The 21176-nt window shown below is 43.1% G+C and carries 20 protein-coding genes and 1 pseudogene; 7 read left to right on the forward strand and 14 right to left on the reverse strand.

The window, feature by feature from the left end:
- Window positions 1-105: 105 nt before the first annotated feature.
- From CO230_RS00765 to CO230_RS00795, 7 genes are all read right to left on the reverse strand, one after another.
- The gene (locus tag CO230_RS00765) at window positions 106-870 is read right to left on the reverse strand and encodes a hypothetical protein (protein WP_122026870.1); all 765 of its coding nucleotides are present in this window, start codon (window positions 868-870) and stop codon (window positions 106-108) included.
- Window positions 871-959: 89 nt separating this feature from the next.
- Window positions 960-1664 carry an RluA family pseudouridine synthase gene (locus CO230_RS00770; RefSeq protein ID WP_122026871.1) on the reverse strand — a complete coding sequence of 235 codons (705 nt, stop codon included), beginning with the start codon at window positions 1662-1664 and terminating at the stop codon, window positions 960-962.
- Window positions 1665-1690: 26 nt separating this feature from the next.
- The gene (locus tag CO230_RS00775) at window positions 1691-2221 is read right to left on the reverse strand and encodes an NUDIX hydrolase (protein ID WP_122026872.1); all 531 of its coding nucleotides are present in this window, start codon (window positions 2219-2221) and stop codon (window positions 1691-1693) included.
- Complete coding sequence (gene xerD, locus CO230_RS00780) at window positions 2214-3125, reverse strand: site-specific tyrosine recombinase XerD (protein ID WP_122028832.1); 912 nt, start codon at window positions 3123-3125, stop codon at window positions 2214-2216. Before xerD ends, CO230_RS00775 begins: the two co-directional genes overlap by 8 nt.
- Before the next feature lie 22 nt (window positions 3126-3147).
- Window positions 3148-3573 carry a deoxycytidylate deaminase gene (locus CO230_RS00785; protein WP_122026873.1) on the reverse strand — a complete coding sequence of 142 codons (426 nt, stop codon included), beginning with the start codon at window positions 3571-3573 and terminating at the stop codon, window positions 3148-3150.
- Between the two features lie 19 nt (window positions 3574-3592).
- Window positions 3593-4360, reverse strand: coding sequence for an enoyl-CoA hydratase-related protein (locus tag CO230_RS00790; protein WP_122026874.1), 768 nt, complete (start codon window positions 4358-4360; stop codon window positions 3593-3595).
- A gap of 60 nt (window positions 4361-4420) precedes the next feature.
- Window positions 4421-5770, reverse strand: coding sequence for a catalase (locus CO230_RS00795; protein ID WP_122026875.1), 1350 nt, complete (start codon window positions 5768-5770; stop codon window positions 4421-4423).
- A gap of 106 nt (window positions 5771-5876) precedes the next feature.
- Between CO230_RS00795 and CO230_RS00800 the strand changes: the two genes are divergently transcribed.
- From CO230_RS00800 to CO230_RS00820, 6 genes are all read left to right on the forward strand, one after another.
- On the forward strand, window positions 5877-6821 hold the full coding sequence (locus CO230_RS00800) for a LysR substrate-binding domain-containing protein (RefSeq protein ID WP_122026876.1): 945 nt from the start codon (window positions 5877-5879) through the stop codon (window positions 6819-6821).
- A gap of 177 nt (window positions 6822-6998) precedes the next feature.
- Window positions 6999-8279 (forward strand): methionine adenosyltransferase, encoded by a 1281-nt coding sequence (metK, locus tag CO230_RS00805; RefSeq protein WP_122026877.1) that lies wholly within the window; start codon window positions 6999-7001, stop codon window positions 8277-8279.
- Window positions 8280-8351: 72 nt separating this feature from the next.
- Window positions 8352-8840 carry a hypothetical protein gene (locus tag CO230_RS00810; protein WP_122026878.1) on the forward strand — a complete coding sequence of 163 codons (489 nt, stop codon included), beginning with the start codon at window positions 8352-8354 and terminating at the stop codon, window positions 8838-8840.
- A 169-nt stretch (window positions 8841-9009) separates the two neighbouring features.
- The gene (locus CO230_RS00815; RefSeq protein WP_122026879.1) at window positions 9010-9600 is read left to right on the forward strand and encodes a sigma-70 family RNA polymerase sigma factor; all 591 of its coding nucleotides are present in this window, start codon (window positions 9010-9012) and stop codon (window positions 9598-9600) included.
- A gap of 48 nt (window positions 9601-9648) precedes the next feature.
- The gene (locus CO230_RS12500) at window positions 9649-9783 is read left to right on the forward strand and encodes a hypothetical protein (RefSeq protein WP_262601854.1); all 135 of its coding nucleotides are present in this window, start codon (window positions 9649-9651) and stop codon (window positions 9781-9783) included.
- A gap of 27 nt (window positions 9784-9810) precedes the next feature.
- Entirely contained in the window at window positions 9811-10506 is a 696-nt protein-coding gene (locus CO230_RS00820; protein ID WP_122026880.1) for a YjjG family noncanonical pyrimidine nucleotidase, read from the forward strand.
- A gap of 118 nt (window positions 10507-10624) precedes the next feature.
- On the opposite strand, the gene trpS is transcribed toward CO230_RS00820, so the two are convergent.
- The 7 genes from trpS to CO230_RS00855 form a co-directional block, all read right to left on the reverse strand.
- Complete coding sequence (gene trpS, locus CO230_RS00825; RefSeq protein WP_122026881.1) at window positions 10625-11593, reverse strand: tryptophan--tRNA ligase; 969 nt, start codon at window positions 11591-11593, stop codon at window positions 10625-10627.
- A gap of 102 nt (window positions 11594-11695) precedes the next feature.
- On the reverse strand, window positions 11696-12337 hold the full coding sequence (locus tag CO230_RS00830) for a lipoprotein signal peptidase (RefSeq protein ID WP_122026882.1): 642 nt from the start codon (window positions 12335-12337) through the stop codon (window positions 11696-11698).
- On the reverse strand, window positions 12337-12522 hold the full coding sequence (locus CO230_RS00835) for a DUF2683 family protein (protein WP_122026883.1): 186 nt from the start codon (window positions 12520-12522) through the stop codon (window positions 12337-12339). The genes CO230_RS00830 and CO230_RS00835 overlap by 1 nt, the downstream gene beginning before the upstream one ends.
- Window positions 12522-12767: a DUF6576 domain-containing protein gene (locus tag CO230_RS00840; RefSeq protein ID WP_122026884.1), complete on the reverse strand. Its 246-nt coding sequence runs from the start codon at window positions 12765-12767 to the stop codon at window positions 12522-12524. Before CO230_RS00840 ends, CO230_RS00835 begins: the two co-directional genes overlap by 1 nt.
- A gap of 87 nt (window positions 12768-12854) precedes the next feature.
- A complete protein-coding gene (locus CO230_RS00845; protein ID WP_122026885.1) occupies window positions 12855-13235 on the reverse strand; it encodes a TraR/DksA family transcriptional regulator in 381 nt (126 codons plus the stop codon).
- Window positions 13236-13306: 71 nt separating this feature from the next.
- Complete coding sequence (ileS, locus tag CO230_RS00850) at window positions 13307-16813, reverse strand: isoleucine--tRNA ligase (protein ID WP_122026886.1); 3507 nt, start codon at window positions 16811-16813, stop codon at window positions 13307-13309.
- A gap of 34 nt (window positions 16814-16847) precedes the next feature.
- Entirely contained in the window at window positions 16848-18350 is a 1503-nt protein-coding gene (locus CO230_RS00855; protein WP_122026887.1) for a sensor histidine kinase, read from the reverse strand.
- Window positions 18351-18533: 183 nt separating this feature from the next.
- On the opposite strand from CO230_RS00855, the pseudogene topA reads away from it, so the two are divergent.
- A pseudogene (topA, locus tag CO230_RS00860) lies at window positions 18534-21091 on the forward strand (type I DNA topoisomerase).
- Window positions 21092-21176 lie beyond the last annotated feature (85 nt).

The following is a 21176-nucleotide window of genomic DNA, read 5'->3' on the forward strand; positions in this document are numbered from 1 at the left end:
TTTTGTGTGGCTTTTATTTTTAGATAGGATGTTACTCAATCATTTTAAATAAAAAAAATGCCCAAGGGAACCCCATGGACATTTTGTTAAAACAAAGGTTATTTTTTAGTTCGTACTTATTAGCGCAATGTTAAGAGACGCATCAGACAGCGTTGCTTGTTCGCCATCCGAATAGATGTACAGGCGGAGTACGTCGCCTTTATTGAAATAGGCTACCCTTTTGTAAAGCATGGTCCACCTCTTGGTGCCAGTCTGAAGGGTGTAGTTTGTCTGCCAAATCCCCTCAGGCGTATCAACATTAGAAGTGTGAACTGCCTGGAAAATGTTTCTCTGGGCACTGCCGTCGGTAAGTCTGACGGTCGATTTTATCAGATAAGTACCGTTTACAGGTACGGTGTATGTATTTGCAGTACTGTTCCACGTGCCATTGCCAATGTTTTTAGTAACATTTGGCAACGGAACGGTATTGAACGCACCTGCAGCAATAGTTGCGGCAGTATTACCTCCGTTGCCGGTACCTAATGAAGCTGTAAATATCACAGAGCCGGCTTTTGGCTCCAAAGATTTCCAAACGGTTCCATCAAAATAATAATATCCTTTCGTAATTACCTGCGAAGTCGGCGTAGTGGTAGCGCCTGCGGCATCGGTTACATAAACTATCGCGCCGGTCTGGTTGGTTCCGTAGCTTGTCTTGGCATTTAGTTGCGCGAGCGTAATTCGTGGTGCGATGATTCCGTCTGGTAAGGTAGCAGTCGTAGGAGCGCCTACGATGTCAAGGGTAGATTTAGGATCTTGCGTGTTGATGCCTACATTTTGTGCATTTACCCATCCTATGCAGAATACAGTTAGGTAAAGAAATTTTTTTTTCATGTTTAAAAAGTTTGTTTTTCCTGCAATATATCACAATAAATCAATTTATCTTAATCTTTCTTTAAAATTTTGCATCTTTTTGTACAAAGTTATTCTCCCTGAGCAATACGCTCGCAGGCTAGCCAAACACTATCGTTCTGGGGAACGGGTGCAATAATCTCGATGCTTTCTTTAGTCACAGGATGCACGAACTGAAGCTTCCTGGCATGCAGATGAATTCCACCGTCAGGATTTGAACGTGCAGCGCCATACTTCAGGTCGCCTTTGATGGGCACACCGATTTTTGAAAGTTGCGCGCGGATCTGGTGATGCCTGCCGGTCTCCAGATCGATTTCGAGCAGTTGGAAATTATCGAGTTGTTTAAGGATCTGATAGTTCAGGACAGATTCCTTCGCATTGTCGGTAGGTTTTATGAAAACCGTGGCCTTATTCGTCTTTTCGTTTTTTTGCAGGTAATGCACAAGCCTTCCGCTGGCGGGAATCTCATTTTTACTAACCACGGCCCAGTAAGTTTTCTGGATTTCGCGGTTTTTCACCATCTGCGTGAGCCGCGTCAGTGCCTTAGAGGTTTTAGCATAAATCACAAGTCCGGAAGTCGGGCGGTCAATCCGATGAACAAGGCCCAGGAAAACATTTCCGGGTTTCTGATCCCTTTTTTTGATATGATTCTTGATGAGATCAAGCAAAGACTCATCGCCGGTTTTATCTCCCTGCACCAACTGGCCCGCTTTTTTGTTGATAATCAGCAGGTGATTGTCTTCGTAAATGATTTGGGAGGCGATTGTGTGATTCATAATGCAAAAATACGCCTTTCATCAGGTTATTGCCTTGTCTTTCTCCGGTTTTGAAGATATTCTTGAAAGAAAGTTTGCTGAGATTCAAAGGCGAGTTCTTTAATGGACAAATCTTCAGGTTTAAGCCAGAGGACTTCTGTGATTTCTGATTCCTCCAGCGTCAAGGCTGCTTTCTCAGCTATTTCAGTGCTGAAAAACAAATCTAACGTGTTGTAAACGATGTCTTTATATTCGTAAATATTAGGCAGGCTTTTTAAGTATTTAAATTTTTCTGGCCTGATTTTTATTCTAAGTTCCTCCTGGATTTCGCGGCTGCAGGTTTCCTCGGCGCTTTCTTTAGGATCGGTAAATCCGCCCGGCAAATCTAGTTTCCCTTTTTTAGGTTCCTGATTTCTTCTGGTGAGCAGGATTTCGTCTCCACAGGATATAATGACCGCTACGGCGCCGGCTACATTATGGTACAATACGTAATCGCAGTTCCGGCACGACCATTTTGATACACCGTCCCACAGCAGGCTTTGTCTGCCGCATTTTGCACAGTAAGTAAGATTATTCATAAACTTTGTTGCGCGGATGGAAGTTCAGGATCACATCCCGAAGTTCTTCGTTTTTCAGATGCGTGTATATTTCGGTAGTGGTAATGCTTGAGTGGCCCAACATTTCCTGGATATAGCGTAAGTCCGCGCCATTTTGCAAAAGATGAGTGGCAAATGAATGCCGGAAGGTATGTGGCGAGATTTTCTTATTGATGCCAGCTTTTTCCGTCAGTTCCTTTATGATGATAAAGACAATGACGCGGGACATGGCGGAGCCGCGACTGTTCAAAAACAGGATGTCTTCACACTTTTTGTTGATTTTATATTTCGATCTTACCTCAGTGATGTAGGTTTTAATAAGTTCTGCGGTATATGCGGCTAAAGGCACGAACCTGCTTTTATCCCCTTTCCCGTCGACTTTCAGATAGGATTCGCGGAAATTGATGTTTGAAATCTTAAGGTCGATGAGTTCAGAAACGCGCAGGCCACAACCATATAAGACCTCGATCATACATTGGTTTCTGCGTCCTAAATCGGTGGAGATATTGATGGCCTTTATGATTTTTTCCACATCATCGAAGCTTAACGTATCTGGCAGGTATAACCCCAGTTTGGGACTTTCAAGAAGGGTGGTGGGATTGTCTTCGCGGGCTTCGTCTTCTACCAGATATTTAAAGAAAGCTTTAATGGAGGATATCCACCGTGCCTGCGAGCGTTCACTGAATTTTTGTTTCGACAGCTGGAAGAGATATTCCTGTATATGTTCGTAAGTGATTTCAAGTGGGCCAGTGTTGTCGATCATCACCTCGGCGTAGTCGCGCAGTTTACGGATGTCCCGCAGATAGGCATCAAGGGTGTTGTCAGAAAAATTCCGTTCAAATTTCAGGAAGTTTTCAAAGTCTTTTATTTTTTCATCCCAGGTAATCATGGCTTTGTGTTTTTCTTGGTTAAAGTAATTGGTCCGCCGAAATCTTTAATATCCTGATGCCGTGATTCTTCAGGAATTCGATACCTGAATTATCCGAATAATCATCAATGTACACAATCTTCTTTATCCCAGCCTGCAACGCGAGTTTACTGCATTCCTTGCATGGCGAAAGGGTAAGATATAGTGTAGCGTCTTTAGCGGATTGGGTAGAGCCGGCAAGCTTCAGTATAGCGTTAGCCTCTGCATGCAGCACATACCAGTGGGTTTTACCGGTGCCATCTTCACAACAGTTTTCAAAACCAGAGGGCGTACCATTGTATCCATCGGAAATGATCATGCGGTCTTTTACGATTAATGCGCCTACTTTTTTTCTTTTGCAGTGAGAAAGTTTGGCCCATTCCGTGGCCATTTTCAGGTAGGCCAAGTCAAATTTTGTAGGTTCCAAATAAAATTGCTTACTTATATTAAAATGAAGGTTTTCTTTTTTCCAGAAAAGCGGCTACGCCTTCCTTCTTATCATTCATTTCGAAGAGTTCACCGAAGGATTTAATTTCTGTTTCAAAACCTTGTGCTGTATCATATTGGTTAATCGCAGCGATGGCTTTTGAAATGCCCATTGGCGAGTTTTGTGAAATAGCGAGTGCCAATTCTTTTGATTTATCCAGAAGTTCTGCCTGACTAAAAACTTCGTTTACGAGCCCGATCTCTTTCGCACGTGCAGCCGGAATCATTTTGGCGGAGCATATCATTTCGTTGGCCAATCCTTTGCCTACCAGTTTCGGCAAACGCTGGGTGCCCCCATAACCAGGGATAAGGCCAAGTGTTACTTCCGGAAGTCCCAGTTTTGCGTTATCAGACGCATATCGGATATGACAGGCCATCGCCAACTCGAGTCCGCCGCCTAATGCGAAGCCGTTTATTGCAGCGATTACGGGTTTGCGAAGGTTTTCTATTTTATTGAAAAGGATGTTTTGTCCGTTTCGGGCCAGTTCTTCGGCTGCCGCGGTACCATAATCCGAAAATTCTTTGATGTCAGCACCTGCGACGAAAGATTTTTCCCCATGACCTATGAGGATGATGCAGCGTATCTCTGTATCGGTCTCTAAAGTTTCAAAAGCATGGCTTAATTCGCGGATGGTTTCTGCGTTCAATGCATTAAGGCTTTGCGGTCGGTTGATGATGACTGTAGCAATTTTCTGCTCTTTCTCTATCAGGATGTTGTTGTAATTCATATTCGTTAAGAAATATTCAATTTTGCAAATTAGCAATTTTTTTCCACTTTGGGTGTTTACTTATAACTGATTCATGGTATGGCTCATCATATTTGCATCAATATTCACCTGTAGTCCCATGGCGATCTTCATACCCAACTCGATATTGGCTCTGAAAAAATGACATAACTGGCGGTTGATGATTGAGTGTTTTTCGGGGCCACTCACCTGTTTCATAGATTTTATAATGTTTTCCACTAATATGGCGCGTGTTTCATCGGTAAGCGCTTTGGTGTAAAATAGGCCGGGTTGGGTGTAATGATCGTCCTCATGGTCATAACTGGTGAAAGTAGTTAACGCAGCATGTGAGATTTCGCTGGCGAAATATGATGGTTGTATGTAAGGATTTCTGTTGACCTGTAGTTGTTCTGCGTGCAGGCCGGTGCGGTTCTGGTGGGCATCTGTATAAGCGAAAATACGCGTTTGTAGCATCTTATCCGGTGAAAATCCGATACCCGGAACAATCGTGCCCGGTGAAAAAGTAGCTTGTTCTACATGAGAGAAATAATCCTCGGGGATTTTATTCAGTTCAAGATCGCCCACTTCGATGAGCGGGAAATCATCTTGCAGCCAAACCTTGGTGACATCAAAGGGGTTCCAGCGATATCCATTGGCCTCTTCCATGGTCATTATTTGTATAAACAGGGTCCATCTGGGATAATTCGCGGTATCAACAGCATGTACCAGGTCTTGCTGGGCAAAGTCTGTTTTATCAACTTCAGCACCGGTAAAATTTTTGGTCCCTTGCTTTGGTTTAAAATGGAATTTAACCCAAAAGCGTTCACCTGCAGCATTTATAAAGGCATAAGTGTGGGTGCCGTAACCATTCATGTGGCGATAACCAAAGGGAATCCCGCGATCCGATGAATTTATGAGCAGTTGATGGAGCGATTCTGGATGGGTGCTGTAGAAGTTCCAACGTGCGGTTTCGCTTTTAAGGTTTGTGCGAGGATCACGGCTGTGCGACTGCATGAAGGCCGCGAAGTTTGAAGGTTCTTTTACATAAAAAACTGGGCTGCTGCTGCCTACCAAATCCCAATTGCCTTCTTCTGTATAAAATTTCAGGGAGAAACCGCGGATGTCGCGTTCGGTATCAGCGCTGCCTTTTTCTGCCAACATGGTAGAGAAACGTGCGAATATTTTGGTTTCTTTCCCTATTTCAGAAAAGAGTTTGGCGCTTGTATATTTCTTTAGGTCCTGGGTTACGGTAAATTTGCCGTAAGCACCGCTGCCTTTGGTACTCAGGTAACGCCCGGGAGACTTTTTTTGTATCTGTTTCACGAGGTGGTTTTGCATATATGCCTGATGTAGCGGCTGGTTATTGGGTGCGTCAGTAGGATTTATAGGGGTTTTGAATTGGTTATGATCCATAACAGTAGAATTATCGAACAAATTTAATTAATTGTAACAGAATAACATCCGCTTTGGATTTAAAATAGATAAAACACTTAAATTTGCCATAGATAAACTTAATTAAATGAATATTCAGCAATTAGAATATCTTATCGCGGTGGATAAGTATAAGCATTTCGGCAAGGCCGCCCAATCGTGTTTCATTACGCAGCCTACGCTGAGCGCGATGATACAGAAGTTCGAGGATGAACTTGATGTGAAGGTGTTCGACCGCACCACACACCCAATTCGTACCACTGATGTAGGTATTCAGTTGATTGAGAAGGCGCGCCAGGTGATAGATGCTGTAAATGATCTGAAGAACCAAGCCAGCTTGCTGAATAACGTACTGGCAGGAAAACTTAATTTAGGCATCATTCCTACGACTTCAAGTTATATTTTGCCGGAAGAGATCTTCTCTTTCCTTCAGGAGAATACCAAAATCGAACTGAGCGTAAAGGAAATGACTACCGATAACATCATTAAGGCGCTGAAATCGGGGGAACTGGACGCCGGGATCATCTCTACGCCTTACGATGCGGCTTCAGAGTTTTATCAGCAGTTTCTGTTTAATGAAGAGTTGATGATTTACTCTTCCGAAAAAGTCTCTAAAGATACTTTTGTACTACCGGAGGATGTTGACAGCACGAAAGTGTGGCTTTTAGAGGAAGGTAACTGCCTGCGTACCCAGTTTGAAAACATCTGTATGCTGAAGGAAAATTCGCTAAAACCTAAAAACCTCGATTTCTTGGCTTCTAACATCAATACCTTGATACAAATGGTGGACAAGGTAGGGGGACTTACCATCATCCCGGAGTTGGCCGTTCCGCAGCTTTCAGCCCAGCAGAAGGAAAAGATAATGCGTTTCCGGAAGCCTTTTCCGTTCCGCGAGATCAGCATGATTTACTATAAGCCAACTTACAAGCAGAAAATCCTGGATGAAATGGCCGCTTCTATTAAAAAATCCCTCAAAGGAAAACTTAATTACGATAAAAGCCCGGAAGATTACACAGGGGTAAAACCGCAGTAGTGGAATTGCAAAATAATTTTGCGGTTAATGAAATACTCTGTAAATTTGCGGACTAATCATGAGGAAAAATTTGAGCTGATTGCAACCTCGCTAAAAAATGCTAAAACAGATTTTCTATTTTAGTTTCTTTTGTGCCTCAGCTTTCCTTTATTTTTAACTAAAAAAAACAAAAGAAATATGTCCTATTTATTTACGTCCGAATCGGTTTCCGAAGGACATCCGGATAAAATTGCTGACCAGATTTCCGATGCGCTGATAGATCATTTCCTGGCCTACGACCCACAATCGAAAGTAGCCTGCGAAACCCTGGTGACCACAGGTCAGGTAGTGCTTGCCGGTGAAGTAAAATCAGATGCTTACCTGGATGTTCAGGATATTGCCCGTAAAGTCATCAACGAAATTGGCTATACCAAAGGCGAATATATGTTTAATGGAGATTCGTGTGGCGTAATTTCCGCTATTCATGAGCAAAGCCCGGATATCAATCAGGGGGTGGACCGTGTAGATGAAAATGCCGATTTCGAAACCAAGGCCAACGCGCAAGGTGCCGGTGACCAAGGCATGATGTTCGGTTATGCTACCAATGAGACGGATAATTATATGCCGCTGGCACTGGATCTGGCACACACCATCCTACGGGAGCTTTCCAAATTACGCCGTGAGAATGAAGCGATACAATATCTTCGACCTGACGCGAAATCACAGGTGACTATTGAATATTCTGATGATCATAAACCGATCAGGATAGATTCTATCGTGGTTTCTACCCAACATGATGAGTTCGGCAGCGAGCAGGCCATGCTTGAGAAAATTAAAAAAGACATCATCGATATCTTGATCCCGAAAGTTCGGGCAGCACAAAAACCTGAGATACAGGCACTCTTTAATGATCAGATCAAGTACCATATCAACCCGACCGGCAAATTCGTAATCGGTGGGCCACATGGCGATACCGGTCTTACCGGCAGAAAAATCATCGTTGACACTTACGGTGGTAAAGGAGCCCACGGTGGTGGCGCCTTTTCGGGGAAAGACCCATCAAAGGTTGACCGCAGCGCAGCCTACGCTACACGCCATATCGCAAAAAATCTGGTCGCGGCAGGCGTGGCAGATGAGGTGTTGGTACAGGTTTCTTACGCGATTGGTGTGGCAGAACCCTGCGGGCTTTTCGTGACGACCTACGGAACTTCAAAAGTAAACCTTACCGATGGTGAAATCGCCGAAAAATTGAAAACGATTTTCGATTTGCGACCTTATGCCATTGAACAGAATTTGAAACTCAGGAACCCTATTTATCAGGAGACAGCTTCTTATGGGCATATGGGCCGTAATTATTATGTAGCCGATAAAACATTTAATATCGGTAAGCACAATCAAAAAACCGTCAAGGACCTGGAGTTCTTCACATGGGAGAAACTCGACCGTGTAGATGATATCAAACAGGCTTTCGCATTATAATGAAAAACCAACTGCTTTATCAAAAGGTAAAGCAGTTTTTTTTAACTTTACCACCAATTCTTAATCTAACTTATGAAGAACATTATTGCAGTTTTGGCGTTTATGATGTTGTGTTTCAGTAATTTGAGCAAGGCGCAGCTTACCGTGCACAAGTTGGTACATGCAGGATATGCTTACCAGAACATGAGTTTTGGCGAAGTGGGCGGCAGGTTACTTTTTTTAAAGACAGATGATGTAGTATATCGGCTGGGTGCAGCCGCATTGATGGGTTCTTCTAACGGCGAATTTGCCATCTTGCCAAAACTACAGGGGGACATCCTGCTGAATTTTGAAAGAAATGTAGATCTTTATCATTCCTATTATTTTTTGGCCGGCACGGAGGTGACTACCAAATATATCGCTCCAAAGATAGGGGTTACGCTACTCGGGCTGATAGACCTTACGGGCGGTTATGCATTTTCTTTCGATAAACAAGGGATCAATGGTAAAGAACTGAAAGGCTTCAATTTTAATTTCACCATCAATTTACCGTTGGTGATGCTACAGGACCTGGCAGAGTAATATATTTATATGAAATATTTATAAATATTAACAAAGTATTAACTTTTTGCTTAATTTTACAATCGTTAAATCAATCGCTATCGGATAAAACTTTTACTTCTTACTTAATACTTACAATCAACACCGGCCCGCGCCGGAACACCGTTTTGGGTTAAAACAGAAGAAAGTCATGAACACACAACCAGATAGCCGGTTGATCTCCGAATACCGAAGTGGCAGCGAAAAAGCCCTCGCCATACTCATTGAGAGACACCAAAAAGACCTTTTCTCTTTCATCTTCTATAAATTGATGGATGAAGATTTGGCGAACGACATATTTCAGGATACCTTCATGAAGATTATCGTTACGCTGAAGGAAGGGCGTTATAACGAAGAAGGCAAATTCATCCTATGGGCAAAAAGAATCGCCCATAACCTTATTATAGACCATTTCAGGCTAAAAGCCAAGCAGGTCAAAGTCTCCGAAACATCTTATGAGAACGATGAATTCTCTATTTTCGATTTACTTGCAGGCAAAGAAGAAAATATTGAAGAAAGGCTGATTAGCCAACAAATAAAGGATGACCTTACAAGGATGTTGGTGTATCTGCCAGAGAACCAGCAAGAAGTCATCAAACTCCGCTTTTTCGATGGGCTAAGTTTCAAGGAAATTGCAGATCATACCGGAAGCAGTATCAATACCACTTTGGGCCGCGTGCGCTACGCCCTCATCAACCTACGCAAGATCATGGAAGAACACCGCATAATTTTAACGCGGTAATAATATTTTAAAGGTTTTTTCGTTTTTTAGGTAAATGACACATTGCCTATGAAAAAAAATGACACCTTAAACGAAAAACTTTTGAAACCCAAAAAGCAAACCGTTGATTTCCTGCTTCGTTTCTCAAAAAGCATCGCAATCCTCAAAACGCCCTATAAGAGCGAGGTGATTGCGAAGAACTAAAATTTAAATTCCCTAAATTTGTGCTGTATGAAAATTCAGCACATTTTTTTTGACCTCGATAATACCCTTTGGGACCACCGCCGGAACGCTTATCTTACCCTAAAAGACATCTATAAAAGAGAAGACGTATATAAAAAATACAGCTTGCCCTTCGAAGAGTTCCATAAAGAATATTTTACCATAAACGAACGGCTTTGGGAGCAGATCCGCGATGGCGAAATTGATAAAGAATACCTGCGCGCGCACCGCTTTTACGATTCGCTACTTTTCTTTGGGATTGATGACCAGGCGCTCGCCGACACCTTTGAACGTAATTTTCTTGATGAGATACTTAATTATAATGACCTGGTAGATGGCGCCTTCCAGTTGTTGGAATATCTTTCGGCCAAAGGTTACACACTGCACATCCTTTCCAACGGTTTCGAGGAAGTGACGTACAGGAAATGCGAACTTTCTGGCATTAAGAATTACTTCCAGACCATTACCAGCGCAGATGAAATAAATGTTCGGAAACCAAACCCCGAAATCTACGATTATGCCTTAAAGAAAGCCGGCGCAATAAAAGGAGAGAGCATGATGATTGGTGATGACTGGATCGCCGATATAGAAGGCGCGAAATCCTTCGGTTTGCAGGTTATTTTCTTCGATGTATTTCAAGATAATTATGAGGCTGAAGACGTGCAGGTAATAAAACATCTGACTGAAATTAAGCACTTGCTCTAATGAACGGATAAAAAACGTCCGCACGTTTTACTAAAAACATACGGACGTTTTACCAAAAACATATGTACGTTTCATGAAACGTACGTATGTTTTTATATACCCTTGCGAAGCCCCATGTTCAGACGCCTAAGCTGGCCCTCACACGTGCCAGTGTTTTGGCTGCAATTTCCCTGGTTTTTTCGGCGCCCTGTTGCAGTTTAGCCTCTAGTTCGGGCAGGTTTTCCAGATAATAGGTATAGCTTTCGCGCTCTTTTTTAAACTTATCTAAAATCAAATTCAGCAGTTCAGTTTTCGCGTGGCCATAGCCAAAGTTTCCGGCAAGATACTTCTGTTCAAGCTCTTTCGTTTGCTCCGCGGAAGCGATAAGTTTGTATATCGCGAAAACTTTGTCGGTTGCAGGATCTTTGGGTTCTTCCAGGCTCTTAGAATCTGTCTCGATGCTCATGATCTGTTTTTTCAGCTGTTTTTCCGGCAGAAAAATGTTGATGATGTTGCCTCTTGACTTCGACATTTTATTTCCGTCCGTACCAGGAACATATTTCGTGTCTTCCTGCAGCTCAGCATTCGGTAACACAAATACCTCACCCATCTGATGATTGAAGCGGGCGCCCATGTCTCTTGCCATTTCCAGGTGCTGAAGTTGGTCTTTGCCCACTGGCACCACTTCGGCATCGTAAAGCAAAATATCAGCGGCCATCAGTACCGGATAGGTGAAAAGCCCGGCATTTACATCTTCTAAACGGTCGGCTTTATCTTTAAAGGAATGCGCGAGGGTAAGCCTTTGATAGGGGAAAAAACATGAAAGATACCATGAAAGTTCGCATACCTCCGGGATGTCGCTTTGCCTGTAGAAAAATGTTTTTTCTGTATCAAGACCGCAGGCAAGCCAGGCCGCTGCGATTTCGTAGGTGTTTTGTTTAAGTTCTTCGGCGTTCTTAATCTGTGTTAAAGAATGCAGATTGGCGATGAAGAGGAAAGATTCGTTCTCGGTTTTTTTAGAAAGTTCAATGGCGGGGATGATGGCGCCCAGCAGGTTGCCTAAATGTGGTGTGCCTGTAGACTGTATGCCTGTAAGTATTCTTGACATATATGTTGTAATAAGTTTGTAAACCAGCGGTAATCACAAAAATAAGCAATTATTCAGCGAATGAAAAATCCCCGGGTGATTTCGGGGATTGGTAAGTGATTTTTATAGATCGAACCCTTCCGGGAACGCTTTTTTGCGAAAGATTAACAGCAGTAGCCCCCCAACGGTAATGGCAGAATCTGCAATGTTAAAAATGTATCTAAAGAACTCAACATGTTTGCCACCAATGATCGGCCAGCTTTCGGGTACCCACCAATCTACCAGCGGGAAGTGCAGCATATCGACCACGCAGCCCTTCATGAAGTGCGAATATCCCTCGCCGAAAGGTACTACTTTAGATATCCCACCATAATCAATCCAGCGGTTTACTGATTCGTCGTACATGGTGCCGCTGTCAAAAATAAGTCCGTAAAACATTCCGTCGATAAGATTTCCGATGGCACCCGCGAAAATCATGGCCATTGGGATCAGCAGGTAATTGCTATGGATACCTTCTTTGAGCCACTTCCGGAAGAGATAGATCATCCCGCCAATAAGGAAGATCCTGAGGATTACCAACGCATACTTACCTAAAAGGCCCCCGAAATGCAGGCCATAAGCCATGCCAGGATTCTCTACAAAGGTGAGCTTAAAGCCCGGTAATACATCCACGCTTTCGCCAAGGTGGAAGTTGGTTTTAATGTAAAATTTAGACAATTGATCGGCCAACAGAATGATGAAGGTAATAAGTGCGATCTTCTTCATTACTGTTCGTTCTTGGGTTTGTCTTTGTGGTTTTTAGGTGTTTTGGGAGCGGTGCGCGGTGCGCTGCTCTGGCTTTTGGTATTTCTGGTGTGAAATTTTTCGTACCGTATTCCCATATCTTTCATCACGCTTTTCAGCGCGTTCAGTTCCATCTGGTTTTTGGGATGAACGATTAATGATTCCATTATTTAATTTTTTTTGAGAGTTCTTCGAGGCGTTTTTTGTCTTTCGGCGTTAGGTCGTCCGTGCCATTTTCGCTCATTTTTCCTAACAGTCGGTCAATTTCGAGTTCTCTTTCCCTTCTTTCAGCGTTAAACTGATCGTCGGGACTCACGTACTTTTTCACCGTTCCGGAAGTACTCCGTCGGATACGTTTTCTAAAGAAAAGAAAAATGATAGCGACTGCCGCAAGGATGAGAATGGCCTCCAAAACTGCCTGTCTTTTTTAATTAAATAGGTTTATAATGCGGTTGATTGTCAGTTGCATCATAAACCTAATAAATTTTTTGTGAGGATATTAGCGTTGCAGATTTTTCGCCTCAATGCTTAGGGTAGCGTGTGGTACAGCCCTCAGTCGGTCTTTACCGATCAGTTTACCAGTTACACGGCAAATTCCGTAGGTTTTGTTTTCAATACGGATCAGGGCGTTCTTAAGGTCGCGCACGAACTTTTCCTGGCGTCCGGCAAGGATTGCATTCTGTTCCTTGCTTAAGGTTTCTGCGCCTTCCTCGAATGCTTTGAAGGTGGGCGAAGTATCATCAGTACCGTTGTTTTGGTCGTTGATGAAGCTTTCGCGGATCAGCATGAGGTCTTTTTCTGCTTTATCTATTTTTTGTTGAATCAGTTCTTTGAACTCTTTCAAATCAGCGTCACTGTAGCGTTGTCTTTCTTCTGCCATAATACTTGAATTTAGGTCATGAGTTAATTTGATAACAGGTTATTCATTATTACTAACCTATTCCCGCATCATCACATTTTGTTAATATTTACCTTGAATTTCTTTTCATCAATTTCTATTTCGTCAAAAATTGAGAGTGAATTTACAATTTCTATTTTATCCGACAATACTTCTTCCGAAATATATGCTTTGTTCGCCAGCAACTCATTTTCAAAGGGCGAACGCGGTTCTATTTCAATTGAAATTCTATCGGTTAACTCGAAATTTTTGTCTTTCCTTAAATTCTGAATTCTGTTTACAAATTCGCGCGCGATTCCTTCAGATTTTAATTCTTCCGTCAGTGTCAAATCTAATGCCACAGTTGTTTTTCCTTCGCTGGCGACCGTCCATCCGGGGATATCTTTAGTTAAAATCTCCACATCGGCGAGCGTTATTTCGTGTCCGCCAATGGTCATTTTGCCTTCTTTTTCAAAATCCGCGATCTGTTCGGAAGTCATCGAAGTGATTTCGGCACCCACCGTTTTCATATCTTTCCCGAGCTTCGACCCTAAAGTTTTAAAATTGGGTTTGATCTGTTTTACAATAAGATGCGAGGCTTCATCCGCGTTGATCAGCTGAAGTTCCTTCACGTTTACTTCCTGTTTTATAAGGTCTGAAACTGCTTTGATCTGCGCTTCCGTTTTAGCGTCAAGTACCGGAATCATCACCTTCTGTAGTGGCTGGCGGACTTTGATGTTTTCTTTTTTTCTTAAAGAGAAAACCATCGATGTAATCTGCTGTGCCAAATGCGTTTTTTCAACCAGATCCTGGTCGATAAGTGCTTCATCGGCTTGTGGGAAATCTGTTAAATGTACAGATTCAGCCTCATCTTTACCGGTGATTTTGTTCAGGTCCTGATAAAGCTGATCCATGAAGAAAGGCGCGATAGGAGCCGCAATTTTTGCTACAGTTTCCAGGCAAGTGTAGAGCGTTTGGTAGGCCGAAATCTTGTCATCGGTGTAATCTCCCTTCCAGAATCGCCTTCTGCAAAGCCTTACGTACCAGTTACTTAAATTGTCATTAACGAAATTATTGATGGCGCGCACTACTTTCGTTGGCTCGTAATCATTGTAAAATTCGGTGACATCTTTTACCAAAAGATTCAGTTCCGAAAGGATCCAGCGGTCGATTTCCGGCCGGTTTTCAATGTCTTTTTCGGAATAATTAAATCCGTCAACATTGGCGTACAACGCAAAGAACGAGTACGTATTATAAAGTGTCCCGAAGAATTTCCGGCGTACTTCATCGATTCCTTCCACATCAAACTTGAGGTTTTCCCACGGGTTTGCGTTTGAAATCATGTACCAGCGCGTAGCATCAGGACCGTATTTCTTTAAAGTTTCAAACGGGTCAACGGCATTGCCGAGTCTTTTCGACATTTTCTGGCCGTTTTTGTCCAGAACCAAACCGTTCGACATTACATTTTTATAGGCAACAGAATCGAAGACTGCGGTACCAATCGCATGCAGCGTATAGAACCAACCTCTGGTCTGATCAACGCCTTCCGCGATAAAATCTGCCGGGAAAGCTTTGTTTTGATCGATCAACTCCTTGTTTTCGAACGGATAATGCAGCTGCGCATAAGGCATCGAACCCGAATCAAACCAAACATCGATAAGGTCACTTTCACGTTTCATTGGCTTTCCGGAAGGTGAAACCAAAGTGATTCCGTCCACAATATTTTTGTGTAGATCTATTTTTGCGTAGTTTTCTTTCGACATGTTTCCGATTTCGAATCCTTTGAATGGATTTTCAGTCATGAAACCAGCGTCAATCGATTTCTGAATTTCAGTCATCAATTCTTCCACAGAACCGATAATGATTTCTTCTTTTAAATCTTCGGTACGCCAAATCGGCAAAGGGATTCCCCAATATCTTGAGCGCGAAAGATTCCAGTCGTTTACGTTTTCGAGCCAGTTGGCAAAACGTCCTTCACCGGTAGATTTCGGTTTCCAGTTGATGGTTTCGTTGAGTTCTACCAGACGGTTCTTTACCGCGGTCATTTTTACAAACCAAGAATCCAACGGATAATAGAGCACAGGTTTATCGGTCCTCCAGCAATGCGGATAGCTGTGGACGTATTTTTCTACTTTAAAAGCTTTATTTTCAGTCTTTAAAAGTATCGCAAGTTCCACATCCCAGGATTTCTCTGGAGCGGTTCCTTTGTCGTAATATTCGTTTTTAATGTATTTTCCGGCGAAAAGTTCAGGCGTATTTCCACCTGAAATAAATCTTCCCTGAAGATCAACCAAAGGCACAAGGTTGCCGTTCGCATCTTTTACCAACATTGGCGGAATGTCGTTTTCTTTGCCCACGCGCGCGTCATCTGCACCGAAAGTTGGCGCGATGTGGACGATCCCCGTTCCGTCTTCTGTCGTGACAAAATCGCCGATGATGACTCTGAAAGCATTTTCGGGATTTTCCGCAGGTGAAAACCACGGAATTAATTGCTCGTATTCTGTTCCGGCTAAATCTTCGCCGGTAAATTCAGCAAGAATTTGATAAGGAATTACTTTGGTTTCGGAAGTATAATTAGCGAAATCTTCGCTTGTTGCTTCTGCGTATTTCTTACCAAAGTTCTTCTGAACCAATGCTTTAGCTAAGATAATATTGATTGGCTCAAAAGTGTATTGATTGAAAGTTTTAACCAACACATATTCAATGTCTTTCCCAACCGCAAGCGCAGTGTTCGAAGGTAATGTCCACGGAGTAGTGGTCCATGCCAGAATGTGAATTGGCTCTTGATTCTTGGTTCTTGTTTCTTGGTTCTCGTTATCAAATTCCGCCCAATGCAGTGCGCCGCCGCAAGTCGCGCCAGCGATTTGGTCTGTATCAATCGTGCTTTCAGGCTTATTTAAACCAAATTTTTCCGCTGCTTTTGCAGACAATGTTTTGACCTTGAACTGCGCAACCACCGTTGTGTCCGAAACATCGCGGTACGTTCCCGGCTGGTTCAGTTCGTGTGAACTTAAACCCGTGCCTGCTTTCGGTGAATAGGGCTGGATGGTGTACCCTTTATAAAGCAGGTTTTTATCGTAAAGCTGCTTCAGAAGCCACCAAACGGTTTCCATGTATTTGGGTTCGTAGGTGATGTAGGGATCATCAAGATCAACCCAATAACCGATCTTTTCGGTAAGGTCATTCCAAACATCAGTGTAGCGCATCACCGCATTGCGGCACGCCTGGTTGTATTCTTCCACCGAAATCTTCGTCCCGATGTCTTCTTTAGTAATTCCAAGTTCCTTTTCAACGCCGAGTTCTATTGGTAAGCCGTGCGTATCCCAGCCCGCTTTTCGGAAAACCTGCTTTCCGTTTTGGGTTTGGTAGCGGCAGAAGATATCCTTCAGCGCGCGCGCCATCACGTGGTGGATGCCGGGCATCCCGTTCGCTGAGGGCGGACCTTCATAGAAAACATACTCCGGCTGGCCCTGGCGGATCTCAACCGATTTTTTAAAGGTTTGATTGGTGTTCCAAAACTGCGAAACATTTTCTGCAACCGCAGTGAGATCCAGGTTTTTATATTCGTTAAACTTCTTCATTTACAGCGAGTTCAAATAGAATGATCCTAATTAATTAAGTTTGCGAATATAAGGATTTTTTCGGTGATTCGAGTGGTGTTTGTGATGGATTTATGTGCCGTGGAAGGGTGATGAGGACTTGTGTCCCTGCTGGTTTGCCATGCGTGTACAAGTCGGTATAATTAACGGAGAATGGTTGTGGCTTGAAGTAATTGCCTAACATCTCGCAGGCGATATCTACCCCAAAAGATTTGGTTGGCGTATTGCCGGATGACTTTAATAATGCGGCTTTTTCTCTGCCGATACCGTTATCGGAAATCATAATCTTTATCAGGTCGTTTTCCGGATAAATTTGCAGACTGATTTTTTTGTCCTCTACCAAGGCGATGCCGTGCAGGATGGCGTTTTCGATAAAAGGTTGAAGAACCAAAGGTGGTAGTTTGACTTCTTCCGGGTTGATGGCCGGGTTGATGCTGATATCGAACAGGATGTCGGTAAACCGCAGATTCTCAATGTCCACATATAATTGCAGGGTATGCAATTCCTGGGAAAGCGTGAAATCCTTCATCTTCGAGGCGATAAGGATCGTCCGCATGATTTTAGAAAACTTCGTAAGGTAATTTACAGCCTTATCGGTATCATTTTCTAGGATGCAATATTTAATGGAATTCAATGCGTTGAAGATGAAATGCGGATTCATCTGGCTTTGCAGAACGGCAAGCTTCAGGTCGCTGATTTCCTGTAGATATTTAATCTGTTCATTTTGTACTTTTAACCTCTTCTCGTTATCACTGTTTATCTTTTCCTTCAGGCTTTCGTTCTTCTGTAGCTCTGCGACCAAATCTTTCTGGTAAGCGATCTTTTGGTCATGGGTGATCTTTTGTTTGTGGCCTAAAGCAAGAGAAAAAGCCATATTTTCCACAAAAAGACCGATGAAATAAATGAAATCGCCCATTTTCCTGCTAAGGTTGAGCCATGGCAACTCACGGATTTGCTGAATGCCGATTACCGAACACACGAAAAGCACCAGGCCGCCGAAAACAATATAGTGCTTGAGGTTGTTTTTAAGTTTGGTAAGCAGATAAAAAGACAGTGCGGTGTGTGCGGTGATAATTGCAATAAATATGTTTTTAAAGTCATAAATCACATCAATTCCTGCGATGCTATACAATCCTAAAGCTGTAAAAGCCAATAAGACAAGCACCGCGGGCGGATAAACAATGATACGGTACCAGCCGATGTTCGCATTTCTGATATTCAGGAAATCAGCGAAAAAGAAAAAATAAATACAGTTAAAGACAATGGTAAACACCACTTTAGAATATTGGCCGATCCCCAGCATCGAGGCGGCGGTGGCTATAAAACCACTTTCAGCTACCGGGATATATGCCAGCAGTGAAAAAAATGTGTAAGAACTGTAGAGGAGGTAAGTGCGGTTCCGGTTCTGGAAGAATATCGCCAAATGAAACACCGTAAGCAAAAACAGGCCGCCAAGCACCACATACAGAATACTGCTGTAGGCATCGCGCTCTATGATAGCCTCAAATAAATTTGGCATTGGTTTTATTTAGGTAAATGTACATCTTTTATTTTTTAGAAGATATATAAGGAAAGGTAACTTGCGGAGAATTAGCGTTAAAACCAGTTTCTGCAAGGATTTTCGGGATAGGCGTGGAGCTCATGCGGAAGCCCCGTACCGAAGCTTTAAAAAAAAACTTCTACTTTTGCAAAAATTTACTAAATGGCAAAAAATCTCGTAATTGTAGAGTCTCCAGCTAAGGCGAAGACCATTCAGAAGTACCTTGGGAAGGATTTCGAGGTAAAGTCCAGTTTCGGGCACATCCGCGATTTGCCAAAGAAGGGGATGGGGATCAACCTCGAGACTTTTACGCCCGATTACGAGGTGTCCGCAGATAAAAAGAAGCTGGTTACCGAACTGAAAGCCGCGGTAAAGAAAGCCGATACAGTATGGCTGGCCTCCGATGAGGACCGCGAGGGAGAAGCCATTGCTTGGCATCTGGCGCAGGAACTGAAACTTGATGAAAAACAGACAAAAAGAATCGTTTTTCATGAGATTACAAAAAATGCCATCTTAAAAGCCATTGAGAATCCACGGAATATAGACCAGAATTTAGTAAACGCACAACAGGCAAGGCGGGTGTTGGATAGGATTGTAGGTTTCGAAATGTCGCCTGTGCTTTGGAAGAAAGTGAAAACAGGACTTTCCGCAGGCCGTGTACAATCCGTAGCGGTAAGGCTGGTGGTAGAACGAGAGCATGAGATCCGTGATTTCCAGCCGAAGTCATCATTCCGTGTGGAAGGGACTTTCATTAATAGTCAAAAACAACAAATCGCCGCCAAACTTAAAAAAGATTTTGCTGTGGAAACCGAGGCTGATGCCTTCCTGAAATCCGCACAAGGGAAAGACTTCCAAGTACTTCGTGTAGAAACCAAACCCGGCACCAGGTCAGCTTCCGCACCATTTACAACATCTACCCTGCAGCAGGAGGCCAGTAACCGCTTGGGATATGGCGTTACCACTACCATGCGTGTCGCGCAACGGCTGTATGAAGAAGGTTACATTACTTATATGAGAACCGACTCTGTAAATCTTTCCCAAGAAGCCATCAACGGAGCGAAAGCACAAATCATCTCAGAATATGGTGAAGCATATTCAAAACCAAGAAACTATACCACCAAATCCGCTTCAGCACAGGAAGCGCACGAAGCCATACGACCTACAGATTTTTCTGTTAAAAACATTGGTGACGTACAACTGAATAAGCTTTATCAACTTATTTATAAACGAACACTCGCCTCTCAGATGGCGAATGCGCAAATTGAGAAGACTGTGATAGAGATTGGTCATCCACAACTTCCCCAGCATTTTGAAGCCCAAGGGGAAGTGCTGGTTTTTGATGGTTTCTTAAAAGCATACGGCATCCTTAAAAATGAAGAAGAGAGCGATGAAATTACTGATAAACTACTGCCAAAAGTAGAAGTAGGCGAAACACTGAACTATAAGGAAATTCTTGCTACAGAGAAGTTTACCCGCCCGCCCGCAAGATATACTGAAGCCGCTTTGGTGAAAAAACTTGAAGAACTCGGGATTGGCAGACCTTCCACATATGCACCAACCATACAGACGATCCAGAACCGAGCGTATGTTGATAAACGTGAAGTGATACCTCAGGAGCGCGAAATCCTGAAAATCACACTTGGTAAAAACGGCATCAGCAAACAGGTGCTCACCGAAAAATACGGAGGCGATAAAAATAAATTCCTACCCACCGATATCGGCGAAGTCGTAAACGATTTTTTAACCAGCAATTTTGCGGAAATCCTAGATTATGGCTTTACGGCAAAAGTAGAGCAGGATTTTGATGAGATAGCAAGCGGCGACGAAAAATGGAAAGAAGTGCTGCAAGGTTTCTATAAAGATTTTCATCCGAAGATTGAGCATGTAGAAGAAAACGCAGACCGCGCGAATGGCGAGCGTATTTTGGGTATAGATCCCAAATCTGGCAAAAATGTTATCGTACGGATCGGTCGGTTTGGGCCGATGGTGCAAATTGGCGAACAGGATGATGAGGAAAAACCTGTTTTGCGAGTGTTCCACCGTCGATGAATATTGCCACCATTACACTCGAAGACGCGTTGGAGCTTTTCAAAGTACCTTTCGACCTGCAAGAATTCGAGGGGCAACCGGTTTCTGTAGGTGTCGGCCGATTCGGGCCCTATGTAAAATGGGGCGAAACCTTCATAAGCATCCCAAAAGGGGAAGATCCTTTATCTGTCACCCAGGAAAGGGCGGAAGAAATCATCCGTGAGAAACAGGCCGCCGACGCGCCTATCGCTACGTATAAAGGCGAACCGGTAACAAAAGGGACCGGTAGGTTCGGGCCTTTCATTAAATATCAGTCGCTTTTCATCAATGTGCCGAAACGATACGATTTTGACCATCTTTCACAGAGCGACATCAATGAACTTATTGATGCGAAACTCGAAAAAGAAGCCAACAGGTACATCCGCCAGTGGGAAGACGAAAAAATTTCTATCGAAAATGGGCGCTGGGGACCTTTCATCAAATTCGGCAAAACAATGTTTAAAATACCGAAGAACAAGAAAGATGAAAAATATACCGCTGAAGAACTTGCGGAAGTAAGTTTAGAAGAGGTGAAAAAGTGGATCACCGCACAGGATAAAAACGCCTTCAAAGAAAAACCGAAGAAAAAACCCGCTGTTAAGAAAGCCGCAGCTAAAAAACCGGCCGCTAAAAAGCCAGCAGCAAAAAAATAAAAACCTAACGCCTCCTTTACAGAGGCGTATTTTTTGTGCAGTTCTTCAACGGATTGCGCTTTCTGATAATTTTTTCGTGATGAAA

Source organism: Chryseobacterium sp. 6424 (assembly GCF_003692615.1).
GTDB lineage: Bacteria > Bacteroidota > Bacteroidia > Flavobacteriales > Weeksellaceae > Kaistella.